We start from the raw sequence: 20,420 nt of genomic DNA on the forward strand, positions 1-20,420 counted from the left end.
AATCTTTATTGCATTTTATCAATATGTCAATTAAATTATCATTAACAACTATACAGCCAATAAATTATTTTATTTTTATTCCATTAATTAACAGCCTGCACCTTTATTTTATCAAATTTTTAACTAAAATTTATAGGAATTTCAACAGAAAATTGTATATTAAAAAATTTCATACTGTTTCGTATTGTTTTTTTTGTAATTTTACCGACAACAGAAAAGAAGCAAAAAACAATTAAATTAAAACAAAATGAAACGAAGTGATCAATTATCAAAACTAAATACAAATTCTGAATGGGATGTAATTATAATTGGTGGCGGTTCAAGTGGTTTGGGAGCAGCTGTAGATGCAGCAACAAGAGGATATAAAACCGTTTTATTTGAAGCTCATGATTTTGCAAAAGCAACATCAAGTCGTTCTACAAAATTACTTCATGGAGGTGTTCGATATTTAGCACAAGGAGATATTGCCTTAGTAAAAGAGGCACTAAGAGAAAGAGGTCTTTTGGAAAGAAATGCCAGTCACCTTGCGAAAAAACAAGTTTTTGTTATACCTAACTATAAATGGATTGATGGTCCTTTTTACACCATTGGGCTAAAAATATATGATATGCTTTCGAAAAAACTTAGCTTAGGAAAATCCGAGCATATCAGTAAAAGCAAAGCGCTGGAAATGCTACCTACTGTAGAACCTAACGGTCTACATGGAGGGGTAATATATTATGATGGACAGTTTGACGATTCTCGTATGGCTGTAAATCTTGCCCAAACTGCTGTAGAAAATGGGGGAGCCATCTTAAACTATATGAAAGTAACCGGTTTAATCAAAGATGATAAAAACCAAATTACAGGTGTAAAAGTTAAAGACGAAATTAACGGTACCGAATACGAAGTAAAAGGAAAGGTAGTATTAAATGCCACCGGTGTATTTACTAATGATATTCTTAATATGAATGACCCTAACCATAAAAAAACAGTTGTTCCAAGTCAAGGGATCCACTTAGTATTAGACAAATCATTCTTACCGGGAGATAATGCTTTGATGATTCCTAAAACCAGCGACGGAAGGGTATTATTTGCCGTTCCATGGCATAACAGACTAGTGGTAGGTACCACAGATGTATTAGTTGATCACCCAAGTTTAGAGCCTAGAGCTTTGGAACAAGAAATTGAATTTGTACTTAATACAGCATCTCAATATCTTATTAAAAAACCTACTCGAAAAGACGTATTATCCATCTTTGCGGGACAAAGACCATTAGCGGCTCCTGACAAAGAAGGAGGAAGCACTAAAGAAGTATCTAGAAATCATAAAATTTTAGTTTCAGAAACCGGATTATTAAGTATAATCGGTGGAAAATGGACAACCTTCCGACAAATGGCAGAAGACTTTATAGATAAAGCCATAGAGACCGGAAAAATTGATCGTAAACCTTGTAAAACAGTTAATCTTTCCATTCACGGGAATATGCCGGCAGATCAAGTTGACAGAACCAATCATTTATATGTTTATGGTTCGGATATACCGGCTATCAAAAAACTTCAGCAAGAAAATCCTGAATATGCAGAAAAAATCCATCCAAACCATGACTATACAAAAGCTGAAATTGTATGGGCTGTTAGACAAGAGATGGCGCAAAAAGTTGAAGATATATTAGCCCGAAGAGTTCGACTATTATTTGTTGATGCGCGCGCTGCTATAGATGCAGCTGAATCGGTAGCAAAAATTATAGCTAACGAATTAGGATATGATGACAATTGGGTTGCTAAAGAAACTAAAGAGTTCCAAGATTTAGCCAAAGGATATTTATTAGTTAATTACTAAAATAAGTTGTCTATCATTTTTTCATTAAAAAAATAATTAACTCTATTATAAATTTAAAAAAATGTCAAATTTTTTAGCTCCACCTAAGCCTATTGAACGTAAGCCGGAATCGGAAGTTAAATCTTCCTATACGCAATTGAGGCTTCAGGTCTTCATAGGAATATTTATAGGATATGCCGCCTATTATCTTGTTAGAAAAAACTTTTCATTGGCTATGCCTTATTTAGTTGAAATGGGTTTTTCTAAATCAGACCTCGGAATTGCCTTTTCATTCAATGCTACTGCGTATGGTTTATCTAAGTTCATTATGGGTGGTATTTCAGATAGAAGTAATGCAAGAAAATTCCTTCCTTTAGGATTAATTTTAGCTGCGGTTTCAACCATTATAGCAGGAACTTCCATAGGAATGTATAATATTACCGTAATGGCCGTTTTCCAATTTTTAGTGGGTTGGTTCGGGGGTATGGGTTGGCCTCCCTGCGGACGTGTGATGACTCATTGGTTTTCTGTTAAAGAAAGGGGAACAAAAATGGCTATATGGAATTTAGCTCACAATGTTGGTGGTGGATTATTAGGTCAGGTAACCAAATGGGGAATTCTTTTCGCTTCATCTCTTAGTATGAGTGTTCTAAGCTGGAAAGTAGGAATGTTTTGGTTTCCTGCAGGAATTGCCATCCTAATCGCTATAATTTCTTATATTCTTATTCGTGACAATCCTCAAGCATGCGGCTTGCCGAGCATTGAAGAATATAAAAATGATTTCCCTCCTAATTATTCTAAAGATTCCGAAAAAGTATTATCGACTAAAGAAATATTTTTCAAATACGTTTTAAATAACAAAATGCTTTGGTTCGTTGCATTCGCTAACGCCTTTGTTTACTTTATCCGATACGGAGTACAAGACTGGGCTCCAACTTATCTTTCAGAAGTAAAAGGATATTCCCAAAGTGATATCAGCAATGCCTATACCTATTATGAATTGGCTGCTATACCGGGAACCTTATTATGTGGTTGGGTTAGTGATAAGATATTTAAAGGGAAAAGAGCCATGACTACCATTATATTTATGTTATTGGTAATTGTATCAATAGTTGTGTATTGGCAAAATCCGGACAGTAAATTAGTTGATTTAATCGCATTAACTTCAATTGGATTCTTTATCTATGGTCCGGTGATGTTAATAGGTGTTCAAGCATTAGATTTAGCTCCTAAAAATGCTGCAGGAACTGCTGCAGGTCTTACCGGTTTCTTCGGTTATTTTATCGGTACTTCATTACTTGCTAATATAGTTATGGGAAAAGTAGTTGAATCCCTTGGATGGTCGGCAAGCTTCCAATTGTTAATTGGCAGCGGCATTTTATCCATTATATTTATGGCTTTCACTTACAAAAAAGAACAAGAATTGGATAAAAATAAATAACAATATAAAAATACATTCTTTTTCTGTTTTTAATAAGTTTTGATTGTGATAAAATTTTTTGGAATGAATTACAAATGGATGTATAAATCCATTACTGAATAAAAGCTCTGATTTAATTGAAAATTATTTGAAAAAATAATGATTGATAAAAGATAAAACTTGAGTTATAAAATAAGAGTTAAAAATTCTGTTTTAGATATGATGTAAATAGAGCCACCAATAAAATTTTTCACAATCAAAACCTATTAGCATTTAAAAGAAATACCATCAAGTAGCAAGATATCTCAAAAATTAAATTCAAACTAAATTCACTTTTTTATAATAGTTATATGAGAAATAATAAGCTGGTTACATTAGCATGTTTAAGTATGATAGCTTTATCATGTAGTAGCGATGATAACGCATCCACAAACAGTAAAGAAGAAGTTCTTCATTTATCTCCTGAAATGCAAAAAGTAAGGGATTACGTTCCTGAAAATGCCGTAATAGGTCACAGAGGAACCTCTTATTGGGCACCGGAGTCTACAGAGTCCGCATATAGATGGGCACGAAATATGGGAGCAGATTATTTGGAAGCTGATCTTCAAATTACCAAAGACAGCGTAATTTTAGTAGTGCATGACAATGTACTGACCCGAACGTCCAACATTAAAGATATCTATCCGGACAGAGCAACTCAACCTGCCTCTACCTTTACTTATGAAGAATTATTAAAGTTGGATGCCGGTACTTGGTTTAACCATGATAAAAATACATCACCCGACAGAGCTAGACCAAGCTTCTCCTCTCAAAAACAATATATCAGCACCTTGGAAGACTTACTAATGTTTGCACAAGGAAAACGTTTAAAAAGAGATGCTAACGGAGAAAGAATTTGGAAAAAAACAAACGGAAAATATACTTTTGAATATGAAAATGATCCGGCAGATAATGGAAACAGACCCGGAATTTATATTGAAACTAAAGAGCCCAGTTTAAATCCCGGAATAGAGCATGCTTTAGTAAAGGAATTGAATCGACATGGATGGAACATTATTGAAAAACCGGCTACAGAAACCGCCCATTTCAAAAATGGTAAAGTAAATGTCGGAAATACCAATGGAAAAGTTGTATTACAGACTTTTTCTCATAATAGCTTACTGATTTTAAAAGATTTATTTAAAGGAAAAATTCCAACCGCTTTATTATTTTGGAAAGGTACCGGTCCGGATGATATACATGATGACCAACAAGCCACTTATATAAAGCATATTAATTTCGGAATTGAAAATTTAGCACAGTTTATTGGTCCTTCTATTGCCGGAGGAACTCCACCCGACAATTGGCCGGAATTATTAAATCCTTGGCAAGCAGAATTAATACACCAATCAGGCATGAAAATACATCCTTACTCTTTCGATAATGAGGGACAAATGATTAAATATTTTTCTTTTTATGATGGAATGTTTACCAATCAATCGGATCTAACAATTCGTTTCTATCATGAAAAGCAACTCAGAGAAGGAGGACCGGCTTATCAAGATGCTAAAACTATATTGACAGATTTAGGCTACTAAACAAAAAAATTATAGGTTATTTTCAATTTTATTACTTCGATATAGTTTAAATGTTGTTTTCTTAAGAAGTTTAACAAAATTGAAAATAACCCTTTCATCAAACAGTAAAAAACTACTTATCAAAATTTCACCTAATTAAAATTTTAAAATTAGATACGCGTCAATTGTTTACTATTACATTTCATTTTTTAATTAGATCCTACTAATAAAAATAATCTTATAAAAAAACACGAAGTAAAAAATCTAGCCATTAGTTAATCAATAAAAAATAAATAAGTCAAAATAAAAAATAAAATAAATATTAACATTACAAAAAAAAGATCATGAAAAAACTAATACTTGCACTATTAGTAGTTGGATTCACTTCCATGAATGCTCAAAAATTAGCAAAATCAGGGAGTAGCTACAAACTAAAAAAAGTTATTCCTGTTGAAGGAAGACAAGGTATTGCTATAGACAAAGATTACTACTATGTATCAAGCAGCACAGCTTTATTCAAATACGATAAAAATGGGAATCTAATTACAAAAAACGATAAACCATTTACCAAATTTGAAAAACAAGTAAATCATTTCGGAGATATCGATATTTATAATGGAGAAGTTTATACCGGAGTTGAATTTTTTGATTCAGGAGTTGTACGCAACATTCAAATTGCCGTTTACGATGCTGAAACTTTAGATTATAAATATTCTATAGACTTTGGAGAAATTGAACAACCGGAAGTTAGTGGTATTACCATTGACAGAAAGAACAACATTGCATGGATGTCTGATTGGACTTCCGGATGGTATGTATACAAATATGATTTAAAAACTAGAAAATATATTGGTAAAGTTCATTTACAACCCTCTCCACAATGGCAACAAGGGGTTTATCATATTGATGGAAAACTTTTAATAACTTCTGATGACGGGGATTCCGATATTCCGGAAGCAGATAATGTTTATATTGCTGACGTAAGCGATCCGAACCAAACTCGTGCGGAAGTTTCTTTATTTAGATCAATTCCTGAATTTAAAAGAGCCGGAGAAATTGAAGGTCTTTCAATTGATCCTGTAACCAATGACCTTGTTATCCTTAATAATAGAGGAGCAATCATTAAAATGGGTATGCCGTCCGGATTCTACCCGGGCTATGACAGAGAAATTCACGAATTGTATATTTTTGAAAAAACTAAAAAATAATTCTCTTTCGTTCCACTTATTAACAGAATAAGATAAGGCAAAGCATTAAATACTAAATCTTTGCCTTATTTCAACAACTACATTACGAAACCAATTAATTACTAAACAAAAACAACTAACATGAAATTTAAACGCAGTTTATCTCTTTTCTTTACGGCAGCATTTATTTTAGGCTATGGCCAAAAAGCCTCCCTGGATAAATTCCAACAAGACAGCGATTCTATTAAAAAAAGACCTTCACTTGTGGAACGTATGAACAGCGATAGCTCCCAGCTTTCTCAAGGTATTAAGTTAAATTTTATTAAAGAATTAACGGGAGGAGATGAAAATAGCTTTACTCCTACTCTGAAATACGGAATCGGTATGGTTCTGGAAACTATTTACCAACAAGTTCCTAGTGAAAAAGGACCTCATAAAGAAGCAAATTCAAGCTATAATTTTCAACCGGCTGCATTCAAAATAGGATTCTTACATACAGATATGGCTATATCTACTAAATTGAGCGCCAGCATAACTTGGAACCTACACGCAAGCAAAATTTCTGATGCTTTCATTAAATATAACTTCCATCCGTTGCTTAATTTACAGTTAGGACGTTTTAAAGGAGCCGGAAACAGAGCTGCTAATGAAACATCTGCTTATGACTTAGATTTAGCCGACTTTACTTATACATCTGAAAATCAAAGTGCAGCTCAAGGAGCTCCTGATTTAAGACATTATGGTATTAACGTTTCAGGTAACGTTAAAAATTTTGTACGATATGCCTTCTTTTTGCATAATAGCGACAGCAATCGAGACAGATATTGGTCTTCATTCAACGATGGTCCATCGGAAGGACAAGGAAACCACGGTTTAGAATTTAAAAGCTGGGATGCATCCCTACGTTTTTTCCCTGTAAAAAATGTCGAATTCGGTGGTCATATGGGTGCTGTTAATCTTCCGGGAATGGGCTTTAAACAAGCTTGGGCTTATTCAGGGTTTTTATATTATATAAATCCTAACAAATACAAATTTAAATTTGATTATGGTACTTACAAAAATGTACGATTTACAAGCGTTGATGAAAATGGAAATACTATATTTGTAACCCCTAACAATATGGATTATACTAAACATGATTTTGTTAAGGTTAATAAGTTAGGTTACTCTTTATTAGCAGGATTTAATATTACTCCAAAAATTGAACCTGTTGCAAGATTTGAATATTTCAATCAAGGAAATAAAGATATTTCCGGATTTGACTATGAAAAGCTTTACTTATATACTGCCGGGGTAAATTTCTATTTATACCCTAACAGTCCAAGAATGGCAAAAATAACAGCGTTCTATCAGCATAGAGCGGAAACCGGTGGACCAAGCATTGCTAATGATTGGTTCGGGTTGAGTTACCAAATCGTATTATACAATAATACGAAAGGAGTTTTTTAACATAATAAAAAACATATAAAATTTAAAATACATTTAAAAAAAGATCTTTAAATTACTAATCATCCTATTTTAAATGTATTTTTTGTTTTATTTTATACGGACAAATTAAATAACTAAAATCAATAAAGATGAAAGAAAAATTCATTTTAGCTTTAGATCAGGGAACTACATCTTCCAGAGCTATTTTATTTAATCATGGAGGAGAAATAGTATCGGTTGCACAAAAAGATTATACCCAATACTTTCCAAAACCGGGATTAGTGGAACATCACCCTGAAGAAATTTGGTCTTCGCAAATGTCTGTTGCTGCCGAAGCAATAGCTAAAAAAGGTATATCCGGATTGGATATAGCTGCGATTGGTATTACCAACCAAAGGGAAACCACAATTGTATGGGACAGAGAAACCAGTGAAACCATTTACAATGCTATCGTTTGGCAAGACAGAAGAACTTCCAAATATTGTGATGAACTTAAAGAACAAGGTTTAACTGATATGATCCGAGAAAAAACCGGTTTAATACTGGATGCGTATTTCTCAGGTACAAAATTAAAATGGATATTGGACAACGTTCCGGGAGCAAGAGAAAAGGCTGAGCAAGGAAAACTTTGTTTTGGTACAGTAGATACTTGGTTGGTATGGAAACTTACCAGAGGAAAAATGCACGTTACCGACGTTTCTAATGCTTCTCGTACCTTATTGTTTAATATTCATACTTTGGAATGGGATGAAGATTTATTAAAATTATTCAACATTCCTAAATCTATGCTTCCTGAAGTAAAACAAAGCAGTGAAGTGTATGGTGAAACCTCCACTACTCTATTCTCAACAAAAATTCCTATTTCAGGTATTGCCGGAGATCAACAAGCTGCTTTATTCGGTCAATTGTGTACAAATAAAGGAATGGCGAAGAATACATACGGTACAGGGTGTTTCTTATTAATGAATACAGGTGAAAAACCGGTTTTATCTAAAAATAATTTATTAACTACTATTGCGTGGAAAATTAATGGTAAAACTTATTATGCGCTTGAAGGTAGCGTTTTCGTTGGTGGAGCGGTAGTACAGTGGTTAAGAGACGGAGCTAAAATTGTTAAAACCTCTGCTGACACTGAAAATTTAGCTAAAACTGTTTCTGATAATGGTGGGGTATATTTTATTCCTGCATTAACGGGCTTAGGTGCTCCGTACTGGGATCCCTATGCTCGTGGAGGAATTTTAGGAATTACTAGAGGAACTACCGATGGACACATTGCCAGAGCTACTTTAGAAGGTATTGCATACCAAGTGTATGATTTAATAAAAGCTATGGAAGCTGACTCCGGCGTTCATGAAATTGAACTTCGAGTTGACGGGGGTGCTTGTGCTAACAATTTAATGATGCAATTCCAATCTGATATTTTCGGATTTAATGTAATTAGACCTAAAACATTGGAAACAACTGCTCTAGGTGCTGCCTATTTGGCCGGATTAGCTGTTGGTTATTGGAAAAGCATTGATGAACTTCAAGCTCAACGATCTGTAGACCGTGTATTTACACCTGAAATGGATAAAGATAAAGCCGAACATTATTTAAAAGGTTGGAAAAGAGCGGTAAGCAGAGTACTTAATTGGGTTGATGATGAAGACAAATAAAGTTTTCACGCAAAGACTTTCATTTACTATAAAAATTATATAAAGCAAATTAAAGAAGTAATTAATTAATTGCTTCAACAAGTCAAGTTCTTAGCGTTGGTTTTTGTGATTTTTTGTAAAACTAATTACAATTAGAAACAGTAACTAACAATATAGTTTCTATGGATTGATTAATCATACCCGTAGCATATTTATAGATGGTTTTACTGATGCTAATTCTGAACCTAAATTTCAAATTTTTGCAGAATTCGGCATCTGTAAATCTATCTATAAAATATATTATAAAATTTAGACAAGATAATTATCAGCTTTATAATAATCTCTAAAATATTTGTACTAAATATCCTATTTTTTTAATCTAATTGATACAAAAGTTTCAATATGTTTCCGAATAATTAGCAAGAAATTATATATTCCGATAGAATATTTATATTTTTACACTCAAATTTCAATGCTGATTTAAAATAAAAAACAAACTAAAATCCATTAATATGAAAAAAATTCTTATTTTACTTACACTTCTTATATCTTCTATTTCATTATATAGTCAAGAAATAGAAAGATTAGATTTCAATCTTAGTTTACGATCCAACCACTTTTGGAGAGGTATAACTGTAACAGACGGTGCAATGGCCGACGTAGACATAAATTATGCTTTAGATCATAAAAAATATCTAAAATTGGGAGTTTGGGGCGGTATAGGTCTCGGGGATACAAACGGACAACACTATCATGAAATTAATTACTATCTACACTATAGTACGGGAAAATGGGGTGTCGGTGTATGGGATGTATTCAATTCTACCGGAAGATTAAAAGATGCTAAGGATAATGACATTTGGAATTATGATCACAAAACAACCGGACATCGATTTGATTTCAGAGGATATTTTGTTTTCTGTGACAGCTTTCCTTTAAAACTGGATTATGGAACTTCTTTTTACGGAGCAGACAGAAATGAAAAAGGAGATCAAAGATGGTCTACTTATACCGGACTAAATTATCCTATTATAAAAGGTAAAGTGGTGGATCTAGATATATTCTGCGGTGCTGCTTTTGGTCTTGCAGGAAAATCTAGCTTTTACGGTAATGAAAAACACGATTTCGACATTGTAAATGCCGGAATTACAGCTTCTAAAGATGTTACGGTTCTCGGATATAAATTACCTGTTTCTGCCACAGCCATGTGGAATCCTTCTCGCAAAGAAGCAAGAGTCCAAATCGCCACTTCATTATTTTAAAAAAAATTTTTAATTCAGATATAAAAAAAGCCGGTTTATAATAAATCGGCTTTTTTAGTTATTAAAATACTTTAAACCATTTTCGTATAAAAAATAATTTTATAAATTTACGTTTTCAGTACAAGCTAAAAATTCGGATTTTTTAATCAATTGAAGCAAAAAAGATTATTTCTATAAATGCAAACATCTATAAGAAGCTACTTAGTTCTATTATTTTTTCTCTTTTTTTCTCTACATCTTTTCTGTCAAATACACATTAAAATTGTAAATATTGAAACCAATCTACCTGTTGAAAAAGCTTTTATTTACAATGAATCAAATAGCCTGTTAGGATTTACCAATGCAGAAGGAATGATTACTTTAGATAGTAATATAAATAAAATAATCATTCGTGTTGATGGTTACTTGCCTAAAATAGAAATGATCGGCAAACTGGATAAAACTATTTATTTATTTAAAAAAATTAAAAAAAAGAGTGATCCAAAGGCTGTATCTATACTAAAAAAAGTATGGGAAAAGAGCAGTAAAAATAATGCTGATCATCTCAATGCGTATAAGTTTGATTCGTATGTAAAATTTACTTTAGACATGCCTTCTGATTCCGTTACTTATATTAATCATCCTAAAAGAAAACTGGATACTTTAAACAATAAATTAAAAGGATTTTTAGAAAAAAGCATGGTTTTCATTGGTGAAAGAACTATGCTTTATGAATATGATAAAAAATATGGTAAAAAAGCCATTGTAACAGCTTATAAAGCAGGAGGATTTAGTAATCCACAATTTTTTAATTTTTCCATTGCAAAATCAATGGTCAATGATTATCCTGAAATGCTTAAGCCCAGGGAAACGCAGGGAACTATATCCCGATTGGTAGACAGTGTCTATATTAACAACAGAAAAACATATGTTATCTATACCTATTCTCATGGAAAAAGTGAAGCTCAATTTTACAAAAATCTAACAGTTTTTGTAGATTCTGAATCGTATGCGCTCGTAAAATTAATTGGCAATAATTCGAAAATCTCCAATATATATTACGAAATAACTTATGCTCCCTATGAAGGAATTTGGTATACAGAAGATGAATATATGAAGACAGAAATTTTAAGCAGTAATTTCATCAAAAAAATAAATAAACTACTGCCTAAGGGATTGCATTCTATAACTCGATTAACTACTACGGCAACCATAGATTCTCATGTAACCAATTTCACTAACGATGTTTCTTATACTGCTAATGACTTCAAAGGATATGAATATGTTATCTCAAAAGAAGTTTCCCACAATGCAGATGAAAAAATTTCAGCACTGCGAGACGATTCTTTAACTCATCGCGAAGCTACTACTTATAATGAATTATACCGAATATCAAAAGAATACAAACTGGAACCTAAATTACGATTTTTAAGAAAACTTACCGAGGGGGATCTGGAATTGGGATTTTTTAATTTTGATATATACAGTATATTTAGTCATAACCTGTATGAATCTTTCCGTTATCAACTAGGAGGGCATACAAACCATAAATTCAGTAAAAATACTCGTATTGGAGGGTATATAGCTAAAGGAACCCGAGATGAGGAAGTTAAAGGAGGTGCAGATGTAACATTTTTTGTTAATAAGCACCAAGGTGGAGAATTATCTATAAAAGCAGAAACCGATGTGCTGCCGGTGGGAAGAACCAAAATTAAGTATTTAACTCCAAAAGATGAGCTTACGGCTAAAACCAATAATATTTACAACGGTGATTATTTTAGCTATAGGAAAGTAGAATTATCGTATCAACAAGATTTTTTAAAAAATATTGATATTACTTTTGCGGTTGATTTCCAAAGACAACGGGTGAATTTTCATTATAAATTTAAAGATTACGATGAAAGTACTTGGTTTAACTATGTTAATACTGCCATACGTTTACGATATGCTCCCAATGTAAAATATATCGAATCAAATAACGGAAAATATACATTACAAGATAAGCCTCCTTATTATTATTTTACTTACGCTAAATCTTGGAAATTATTTGAAAACAGTACAGGTATTCATCGTTTATACCTCTCGGCTTTATATACTTTTTTGTCCAAATTAGGTAAAACTGAAATTATCGGGAATATAGGAGCCACTTTCGGAGATACTCCAATTATAAATTCTTTCGAGGGCAACGGGGTTGCGAAGCACGGAAACAGTATTTGGGGAAGATTTGCTTTTAAAGGCTTTCAAAGTTTTGAAACTATGAGACCTTCCTCCTTTTTTTCAGATAGATTTATTTCTTTCCAATTTACCCACCATTTCCGTCCTTTACGCGTAAGTGAATTTAAATCTCTACATTTTGCCGTATTATACAATGGTCTTATAGGATGGATGCCGAATAAAGATATTCATTCGCTTTTTGAATTCGATGTTCCTAAAGATTATTACCAGGAAGTTGGTTTTGAAGCAAATAAGCTATTATTAGGCCTGGTAGGTGTTGGCGTATATGCTCGTTTAGGCGCTTATAAAGTTGGGAATTTAGATCAAAATATGTCTATTAAGTTAACTATGGAATTATAATTTTCAAATAAACACATATTGATTTTACAAGCTCATACATTACTATAAATCAATATAATATTTTAATTATTTATATACTTCGGGATTAACGACACAAGGTAATTTTTCTCCTTTTAAACCGGCAATAATATTTTTAGCACACAAAGCCGACATCGCATTTCGCGCTTCTATAGTTGCTGATCCGATATGAGGCGTAACCGCAACATTTTCCATGCTTAATAAAGGGTTATCTGCTTTCATGGGTTCGGGATCTGTTACATCTAAACCGGCTCCCCAGATTTGACCTTCTTGGATGGCCTGTATTAAATCTTTTTCATTAACCATGGGACCTCTGGCCGTATTTATTAAAATAGATGTTTTCTTCATTTTTTTAAACGCCGTGGCATTAAAAATACCTTTATTTTCATCTGTTAAAGGCGCATGTAAACTTATTACATCCGATTGTTCCAATAATTCTTCAAAAGAAACATAATGCGCTCCTAATTCTTTTTCGGCATCTTCTTGTTTATGCCTATTATTATAAAGTATATTCATCCCATATGCATTTTTACATTTTTGAGCCATTTTGATTCCTATACGTCCCATACCAAATATGCCTAAGGTCTTTCCATTTAATTCTTGCCCTAAATATTCTACTGATAAAAAACCGGGCTTCCAATTTCCTTCGATTATCCTTCGATAATTAAAAAAAGCTTTTCTGGAAACATTCAACAGTAACAAGAAAGCAATGTCTGCCGTTGCATTACTGAGAACATCCGGGGTATTTCCCACTGGTATGCCCAAACGTGTGGCTGCTTGGATATCGATATGATTATAACCAACCGAAAATGTGGAAATAACTTTCAAATTTGTAACTTCTTTAAAAAAACTTTCCGGCACAGGAGACATCACATTTATATATGCGTCGGATTGTTTACATTTATCTATTAATTCTGCAAGGGTAATAGGTTCCGAATTTGTCCACATTTCGACCTCATAACCTGCCTTTTTCAGCATGTCTACTCCTACTTCCGGTATTTTGCCGGATATAAATACTTTCATATATTTTAAATGTTAAAATAATAAAGTCCGGTATATTAGCCGGACTTTATCTATGGGTTTATAATTTTAAGGATTGGTTGACCATAAAGATGCATTTGCCAACAAGGCTCGTTTATTTAACTTAAGAATATCAACCACTAATTCTGCAAAATCTTCCGGCTGTAAAACTTTTTCCGGATTTCCATCCGTAATTTTTAATAATTTTACAGACATGTCTGATGCAATGGTACTTGGTGTAAGAGTTGTAACTCTTATGTTGTGCTTCCTCATCTCATACATCAATGATTCCGACAAGGATATTAAACCGGCTTTTGAAACACTATAGGCTGAAGTGTTTGCGCCCCCTTTTAATCCAGCCGTGGATGAAACATTAATGATATCTCCTCCTTTTTTTTCAATCATTGCAGGCAAAACTGCTCTTGACATGAAATAAGGTCCGAAAAGATTGGTTTGTACAATATTTTGCCACTGATCAACAGGCATATCCAAAAAACTTTGAAATGCTGAAATTCCCGCATTGTTGATCAAAATATCAAAGGATCCGAAACTGTTTTGTAATTTTTCCATTTCCGTTTCAACTTCTTTTTGATTGGAAACATCAAAAATTGAATATGCAGCTTGTATTCCTTTTCCTTCTAATTCCTTTACAGTTTCCTTAACTGTTTTTTCATCTCTTCCTGTAATAGCTACATCTACCCCTTCAGCAGCCAGAGCTAAAGCCACTGCTTTTCCTAATCCTCTGTTTCCACCTGTAACTATTGCTTTTTTACCTGTCAGTTTTTCCATAATAATTCTTTATATGATTTTATAATTTTGCTAATTCCGAATCGATAAAATCCATTTGTTCTTTGCTGATTTTTACTTCAGCAGCTTTTGCATTTTGTTTTGCTTGTTCTGCATTTCTTGCTCCGGCCAAGGCTATGGTAATACCCGGTTGTTCAGCAGTCCATTTTAGTACTAACTGAGCCAGTGTTGCTCCTTGATCATCTGCAATATGTTTAATTTTAGCCAAGAAATCATCAATTCTTTTAATACTATCCGGTTGGTACATCTTCATATCCCTTCGGGCATCACCTTCTTCAAATTTATGATCCGGTTTAATTTTGCCGGTTAATAATCCTCTTTCCATTGGACTATAAGCTAAGATAGACTTTTTATTTTTAATACAGTAAGGAACTATATCTTTTTCTATTTTACGATTTAACATGCTATAAGGAACCTGATCGGAAAGTATTTTGCATGCTTTATTTGCTGCTTCAATTTGTGAAGTGGAGCAATTACAAACGGATGCATGACGTACTTTTCCTTGCTCGATTAATTTTGCAACTGCTTCAAACGTTTCTTCAATGGGTGTAACGGTTTCCGGCCAGTGCAGTTGATATAGATCTATATAATCGGTTCCTAAACGTTTTAAACTTTGTTCGCATTCATGGATAACACTTTCCTTTCCAGCATATTTATATATATCGATATCTTTTCCTGAATTGTCTTTACTGTGCATGGCTAAATCTCCTTTAGCTAAATCCCAACGCATTCCAAATTTAGTTAAAATTTGGACTTTATCTCTAGGAATTCCTTTTATAGCTTCTCCTACTATAGATTCACTGGTTCCTTGTCCATATATAGGAGCTGTATCGATAGATGTTATTCCTGCATCGTGAGCTGATTTGATTGCTTCAACGGCAACTTTTCTTTCTGTTCCTCCCCACATCCAGCCTCCGGCAGCCCAAGCTCCAAAAGTTATTACCGATAAAGATAAATCTGAATCGCCTATTTTTCTATGTTCCATGTTTTTTAGGTTTTTGATTAATTTTAATTATTGTTGTTATTTTTATCTTTTTAATCTTATCTTTTATAAGATTTATTTAAAATTATTAATGAAAATATTATACCAACGCAAGATTTTATAAACAAAAATTTTACAATTATCCAGTTTTTATAATTATTTTAAATATTCTATCTTTTCAATTCTGTTTCTCTAATTTTATTTCATATAAAAACCGTATTAAAATATTTTATCCACAATACAGTGAAAAATTTATCCATTCGTAACATATTACAAGTTAAATATTTATTCATAAATTATTTTTCTTTCTTTTATTATTCTTAATAGAGCCCGATAAATAATAAATGAATATAAAATAATTTATTTTTTTTATACATTTTGTTTTTATGACATTCTCATATTAAAATACTTATTACTTGTTTATTTTATTTTATTTATTAAAATTGAAGTTTTTTTTTGATAATATGTTAAGAATTCAATGAATGATTTTTAATAAAATTCTTTTAATTGTGTGTAAAAAATAAGGGTTATTTGATTTATTTTAATATTATAATTATATTTACCCTCTAAAAAAAATACCTTTTATGTCAACATTACGTTTTTATGCTTTAAAAAGGCTTCCTTATTTACAGCCTAAACATATAGAAATTCCAAAAAAATTATCTGAGCTATATTGCGAAAATGTCTTTTCAGAATCCACTATGCGCGAATATCTGACTAAAGAAGCTTATCAAAGCATTTTAGATGCGATAAAATATGGAAAGAAAATCACAAGAGAGATTGCAGATCAGGTTGCTGTTTCCATGAAAGAATGGGCTATGTCTAAAGGTGCTACCCATTATACTCACTGGTTTCAACCTTTAACGGGAGAGACAGCTGAAAAGCATGATTCTTTTTTTAATCCAATTGGAGAAGGTCGAGCCATTGAAAGATTCAGCGGTTCTTTATTAATTCAGCAAGAACCGGATGCTTCCAGCTTCCCTAATGGTGGAATACGTAATACATTCGAAGCAAGAGGTTATACCGCCTGGGATCCAACTTCACCTGCTTTCATTATTGATACAACCTTATGTATTCCTTCTATTTTTGTTTCTTATACCGGTGAGACTTTAGATTATAAAACTCCACTATTACGAGCATTACAATCGGTAGATGAAGCCGCTACTGAAGTGTGTCAAGCCTATTTTGATAAAAATGTTAGCAAAGTTTATTCTACTTTGGGTTGGGAACAAGAATATTTTTTAGTGGATTCTTCTCTTTTTCAAACTCGTCCGGATTTGGTTTTAACGGGAAGAACTCTTCTAGGTCACGCCCCTGCTAAAGGACAGCAACTCGAAGACCATTATTTCGGCTCTATTCCAACTCGCGTAAGAAATTTTATGAAAGAGTTGGAAATTGACTGTATGAGATTGGGTATACCTGTAACAACCAGACATAATGAAGTTGCTCCGAATCAATTTGAATTAGCTCCATTATTTGAAGAAGCAAATTTAGCGGTAGATCACAATTCATTATTAATGGATGTCATGAAAAAAGTAAGCCGCAGACACGGTTTAAGCATTTTATTTCATGAAAAGCCCTTTGATGGTGTTAACGGAAGCGGAAAACATAATAACTGGTCGCTTTCAACAGATACCGGAGAAAACTTATTGAGTCCCGGAAAGAACCCTAAGAAAAATCTCCAGTTCCTTACTTTTTTCATCAATACTATTAAGGCTGTACATGACTATGGTGACTTATTGCGTTCTTCAATTGCATCGGCTGGTAATGATCACAGGTTAGGTGCTAATGAAGCTCCACCTGCTATTATTTCTATATTTATTGGATCTCAGTTAACCGCTGTTTTAGATGAGTTGGAAAAAGTTACTAAAGGAAAACTTTCCCCGGATGAAAAGACTGATTTAAAATTAAATATTGTCGGAAAAATCCCTGAACTATTACTTGACAATACAGACCGTAACAGAACTTCGCCTTTTGCATTTACCGGAAATAAATTCGAATTCAGAGCTGTCGGATCTCAAGCTAATTGTGGTGAGCCTATGACCGTTTTAAACACTATAATGGCTTATCAATTACAAAAATTCAAAAAAGAGGTTGATGAATTGATTGCTAAAGGACTTAAAAAAGATGAAGCAATATTTAATATTCTTCGTGACTATATTACTGAATCAAGATCTATATTATTTGAAGGAGACGGTTATAGTGAAGATTGGGTTAAAGAAGCGGAAAAAAGAGGATTGGAAAATAAAAAAACTACTCCTGAGGCATTAAAATTTGAATTAAACAAAAAATATATTGAGCCATTTGAAAAGCTAAATATTTTATCTCATAAGGAAATTGAAGCCAGAAATGAAATCAAATTGGAAAAATATTCTAAAATGATCTCAATTGAAGCAAAGGTATTAGGAGATATGGCTCGTAATCACATTGTTCCTGTGGCTGTTGATTATCAAACTAAATTGATTGAAAATGCAAAAGGCTTAAAAGATATTTTTGGTGAAAATGAAATGAAGTCCATGTGTAAAGAGCAATTGGATCTTATTAAAAATATCTCTTCTCATATTACAGAAATTAAAAGCGGAGTAGATATATTGTTTAAAGAAAGAGACAAGGCCATCGCTATTTCAGATCCTGCTAAACAAGCTGAAACTTTTTGTAATAAAGTTAAGCCTTTATTTGATAAAATCAGAGAACATTCTGATGCATTGGAAATGCTGATAGACAACGAAATGTGGCCATTAACAAAATATAGAGAATTACTTTTTACGTTAAGATAGGCTAAATTGATTTAATTTTCAATAAATATTTATTATAGAGAGGGTTGAAGAATTATCAACCCTCTTTTTTTAATCTTTTTCTAAATATTTCTCTTATAAAATTATAAATATAAACCACTATTGAAAAAAATGTTTTTTCTTTATTTATAATGATTATAAATTTCGTACTAGTCTTTAAAAGCGGTAAATGTCATGTTTTATAAATCTATTAATCTATAATTTTAGCGCTGTTAAATTTATAAAACTAGGCTTACTATATGGCAACACCGGATTTTAAGTATCAAGAAACTTTTGAACAAGGAAAAGATCTTACAGAATACTATTTACTAACTAAAGATTATATCTCAACCTCTACATTTGAAGGAAAAGAAATTCTTAAAATAGAACCGGAAGGTTTAACTTTGCTGGCTCAACATGCATTTCATAATGTTGAATTTTTACTTCGTCCGGAACATCAAAAACAAGTAGCAAGTATACTATCAGATCCGAGCGCCAGTGAAAACGACAAGTTTGTGGCTCTTACTTTTTTACGAAATTCTGAAATCTCAGCTAAAGGAATTCTTCCTTTTTGTCAAGATACCGGAACAGCGATTATTATGGGAAAGAAGGGCCAACTGGTATGGACCGGTGGAAATGATGAAGAAGCTTTATCTAAGGGAGTATACAATACTTTTACATCTGATAATCTGCGTTATTCTCAAAATGCTCCTTTAGACCTATATAAAGAGGTGAATACAGGAACCAATCTTCCCGCTCAAATTGATTTATATGCAGTAAACGGACAGGAATATAAATTTTTATTTGTTGCAAAGGGAGGAGGTTCGGCAAATAAAACTTATTTATATCAAGAGACTAAAGCATTATTAAATCCCGATAAATTATTTCCTTTTTTAGTAGAAAAAATGAAATCGTTGGGTACTGCTGCTTGTCCTCCTTATCATATTGCTTTTGTAATTGGAGGAACATCGGCTGAAACTAACTTGAAAACAGTTAAGCTTGCTTCTACTAAATATTATGATAACTTGGCAACATCAGGAAATGAAGGCGGGCGTGCTTTTCGGGATCTTGAAATGGAAAATAAGCTATTGAATGCCGCTCGTGAATTAGGGTTAGGCGCACAATTCGGGGGTAAATTTTTTGCACATGATATCAGGGTTATACGACTACCAAGACACGGAGCATCTTGTCCGGTTGGAATGGGCGTTTCTTGTTCTGCCGATCGAAATATTAAAGCAAAAATAAATAAAGACGGTATTTGGATTGAAAAATTGGAAGATAATCCAGCCCGATTAATTCCGGAACAATATCAAAAGGCGGGAGAAGCCGGAGGTGTTAGGATTGATTTAAATCGGCCGATGAAAGAGATTCTTTCCGAATTGTCCCAATATCCTGTTTCTACTCGGCTATCTTTAACCGGAACTATTATTGTAGGACGGGATATCGCTCATGCGAAACTGCAAGAAAAATTGGATAATGGAGAAGAGTTACCGCAATATATAAAAGATCATCCTATTTATTATGCCGGACCGGCTAAAACACCTGCCGGGTATGCTTCGGGATCTATGGGGCCCACTACTGCCGGAAGAATGGATTCTTATGTGGATTCTTTCCAATCCCATGGAGGCAGCTTAATTATGATTGCAAAAGGAAACAGAAGCCAACAAGTTACAGACGCTTGTCATAAATACGGCGGTTTTTATTTAGGAAGTATAGGGGGACCTGCTGCAATTCTTGCACAAACTAATATTAAACATTTAGAATGTTTGGAGTATCCCGAACTGGGAATGGAAGCTATTTGGAAAATAGAGGTTGAGAACTTTCCTGCTTTTATTCTCGTAGATGACAAGGGTAATGATTTCTTTCAACAGATAAAAAATACTTCGTGTAACTGCTAATTAATTTTATCTTTATATTTAAAAAGCAGCTTAATAATATAAGCTGCTTTTTATCTATATAGAGATAAGATTAGTGTATG

General features: G+C 32.9%; 13 protein-coding genes. 10 read left to right on the top strand and 3 right to left on the bottom strand.

Features of this window, described 5'->3' with window-relative positions:
• The first annotated feature begins 247 nt into the window (after nucleotides 1–247).
• From G8C41_RS08890 to G8C41_RS08925, 8 genes are all read left to right on the top strand, one after another.
• Nucleotides 248–1,822, top strand: coding sequence for a glycerol-3-phosphate dehydrogenase/oxidase (locus G8C41_RS08890; protein WP_166007353.1), 1,575 nt, complete (start codon nucleotides 248–250; stop codon nucleotides 1,820–1,822).
• 61 nt (nucleotides 1,823–1,883) lie between these two features.
• A complete protein-coding gene (pgtP, locus tag G8C41_RS08895) occupies nucleotides 1,884–3,242 on the top strand; it encodes a phosphoglycerate transporter protein PgtP (protein WP_160542972.1) in 1,359 nt (452 codons plus the stop codon).
• Between the two features lie 329 nt (nucleotides 3,243–3,571).
• Entirely contained in the window at nucleotides 3,572–4,798 is a 1,227-nt protein-coding gene (locus tag G8C41_RS08900; RefSeq protein ID WP_166007355.1) for a glycerophosphodiester phosphodiesterase family protein, read from the top strand.
• A 323-nt stretch (nucleotides 4,799–5,121) separates the two neighbouring features.
• Nucleotides 5,122–5,985, top strand: a complete 864-nt coding sequence (locus G8C41_RS08905) for a hypothetical protein (protein ID WP_160542970.1) — start codon at nucleotides 5,122–5,124, stop codon at nucleotides 5,983–5,985.
• Between the two features lie 120 nt (nucleotides 5,986–6,105).
• The gene (locus G8C41_RS08910) at nucleotides 6,106–7,413 is read left to right on the top strand and encodes a hypothetical protein (protein ID WP_166007357.1); all 1,308 of its coding nucleotides are present in this window, start codon (nucleotides 6,106–6,108) and stop codon (nucleotides 7,411–7,413) included.
• Between the two features lie 128 nt (nucleotides 7,414–7,541).
• Nucleotides 7,542–9,047 carry a glycerol kinase GlpK gene (gene glpK / locus G8C41_RS08915; protein ID WP_160568730.1) on the top strand — a complete coding sequence of 502 codons (1,506 nt, stop codon included), beginning with the start codon at nucleotides 7,542–7,544 and terminating at the stop codon, nucleotides 9,045–9,047.
• A 491-nt stretch (nucleotides 9,048–9,538) separates the two neighbouring features.
• Complete coding sequence (locus tag G8C41_RS08920) at nucleotides 9,539–10,288, top strand: hypothetical protein (RefSeq protein WP_105296444.1); 750 nt, start codon at nucleotides 9,539–9,541, stop codon at nucleotides 10,286–10,288.
• A gap of 177 nt (nucleotides 10,289–10,465) precedes the next feature.
• Nucleotides 10,466–12,841, top strand: a complete 2,376-nt coding sequence (locus tag G8C41_RS08925; protein WP_166007359.1) for a hypothetical protein — start codon at nucleotides 10,466–10,468, stop codon at nucleotides 12,839–12,841.
• A gap of 66 nt (nucleotides 12,842–12,907) precedes the next feature.
• Here G8C41_RS08925 and G8C41_RS08930 read toward each other — a convergent pair whose 3' ends face one another.
• The 3 genes from G8C41_RS08930 to G8C41_RS08940 form a co-directional block, all read right to left on the bottom strand.
• The gene (locus G8C41_RS08930) at nucleotides 12,908–13,882 is read right to left on the bottom strand and encodes a 2-hydroxyacid dehydrogenase (RefSeq protein ID WP_166007361.1); all 975 of its coding nucleotides are present in this window, start codon (nucleotides 13,880–13,882) and stop codon (nucleotides 12,908–12,910) included.
• 66 nt (nucleotides 13,883–13,948) lie between these two features.
• Nucleotides 13,949–14,668, bottom strand: a complete 720-nt coding sequence (locus tag G8C41_RS08935; RefSeq protein WP_160566127.1) for a 3-ketoacyl-ACP reductase — start codon at nucleotides 14,666–14,668, stop codon at nucleotides 13,949–13,951.
• A 19-nt stretch (nucleotides 14,669–14,687) separates the two neighbouring features.
• Nucleotides 14,688–15,671: an aldo/keto reductase gene (locus tag G8C41_RS08940; protein ID WP_160568736.1), complete on the bottom strand. Its 984-nt coding sequence runs from the start codon at nucleotides 15,669–15,671 to the stop codon at nucleotides 14,688–14,690.
• A gap of 581 nt (nucleotides 15,672–16,252) precedes the next feature.
• Here G8C41_RS08940 and G8C41_RS08945 point away from each other — a divergent pair.
• Together G8C41_RS08945 and G8C41_RS08950 are read left to right on the top strand one after the other, a co-directional pair.
• Complete coding sequence (locus tag G8C41_RS08945) at nucleotides 16,253–18,445, top strand: glutamine synthetase III (RefSeq protein WP_166007363.1); 2,193 nt, start codon at nucleotides 16,253–16,255, stop codon at nucleotides 18,443–18,445.
• A 257-nt stretch (nucleotides 18,446–18,702) separates the two neighbouring features.
• Complete coding sequence (locus G8C41_RS08950; protein WP_166007365.1) at nucleotides 18,703–20,340, top strand: fumarate hydratase; 1,638 nt, start codon at nucleotides 18,703–18,705, stop codon at nucleotides 20,338–20,340.
• Nucleotides 20,341–20,420 lie beyond the last annotated feature (80 nt).

The organism is Apibacter sp. B3706 (assembly GCF_011082725.1).
Classification (GTDB): domain Bacteria; phylum Bacteroidota; class Bacteroidia; order Flavobacteriales; family Weeksellaceae; genus Apibacter.

Bases quoted from the DNA above. Each gene is read 5' to 3' on its own strand.
- G8C41_RS08900 (WP_166007355.1), top strand. From the start codon at position 3,572: ATGAGAAATAATAAGCTGGTTACATTAGCATGTTTAAGTATGATAGCT.
- G8C41_RS08890 (WP_166007353.1), top strand. From the start codon at position 248: ATGAAACGAAGTGATCAATTATCAAAACTAAATACAAATTCTGAATGG.
- G8C41_RS08935 (WP_160566127.1), bottom strand. From the start codon at position 14,668: ATGGAAAAACTGACAGGTAAAAAAGCAATAGTTACAGGTGGAAACAGA.
- G8C41_RS08945 (WP_166007363.1), top strand. From the start codon at position 16,253: ATGTCAACATTACGTTTTTATGCTTTAAAAAGGCTTCCTTATTTACAG.
- G8C41_RS08950 (WP_166007365.1), top strand. From the start codon at position 18,703: ATGGCAACACCGGATTTTAAGTATCAAGAAACTTTTGAACAAGGAAAA.
- G8C41_RS08940 (WP_160568736.1), bottom strand. From the start codon at position 15,671: ATGGAACATAGAAAAATAGGCGATTCAGATTTATCTTTATCGGTAATA.
- G8C41_RS08905 (WP_160542970.1), top strand. From the start codon at position 5,122: ATGAAAAAACTAATACTTGCACTATTAGTAGTTGGATTCACTTCCATG.
- G8C41_RS08920 (WP_105296444.1), top strand. From the start codon at position 9,539: ATGAAAAAAATTCTTATTTTACTTACACTTCTTATATCTTCTATTTCA.
- G8C41_RS08925 (WP_166007359.1), top strand. From the start codon at position 10,466: ATGCAAACATCTATAAGAAGCTACTTAGTTCTATTATTTTTTCTCTTT.
- pgtP (WP_160542972.1), top strand. From the start codon at position 1,884: ATGTCAAATTTTTTAGCTCCACCTAAGCCTATTGAACGTAAGCCGGAA.
- G8C41_RS08910 (WP_166007357.1), top strand. From the start codon at position 6,106: ATGAAATTTAAACGCAGTTTATCTCTTTTCTTTACGGCAGCATTTATT.
- glpK (WP_160568730.1), top strand. From the start codon at position 7,542: ATGAAAGAAAAATTCATTTTAGCTTTAGATCAGGGAACTACATCTTCC.
- G8C41_RS08930 (WP_166007361.1), bottom strand. From the start codon at position 13,882: ATGAAAGTATTTATATCCGGCAAAATACCGGAAGTAGGAGTAGACATG.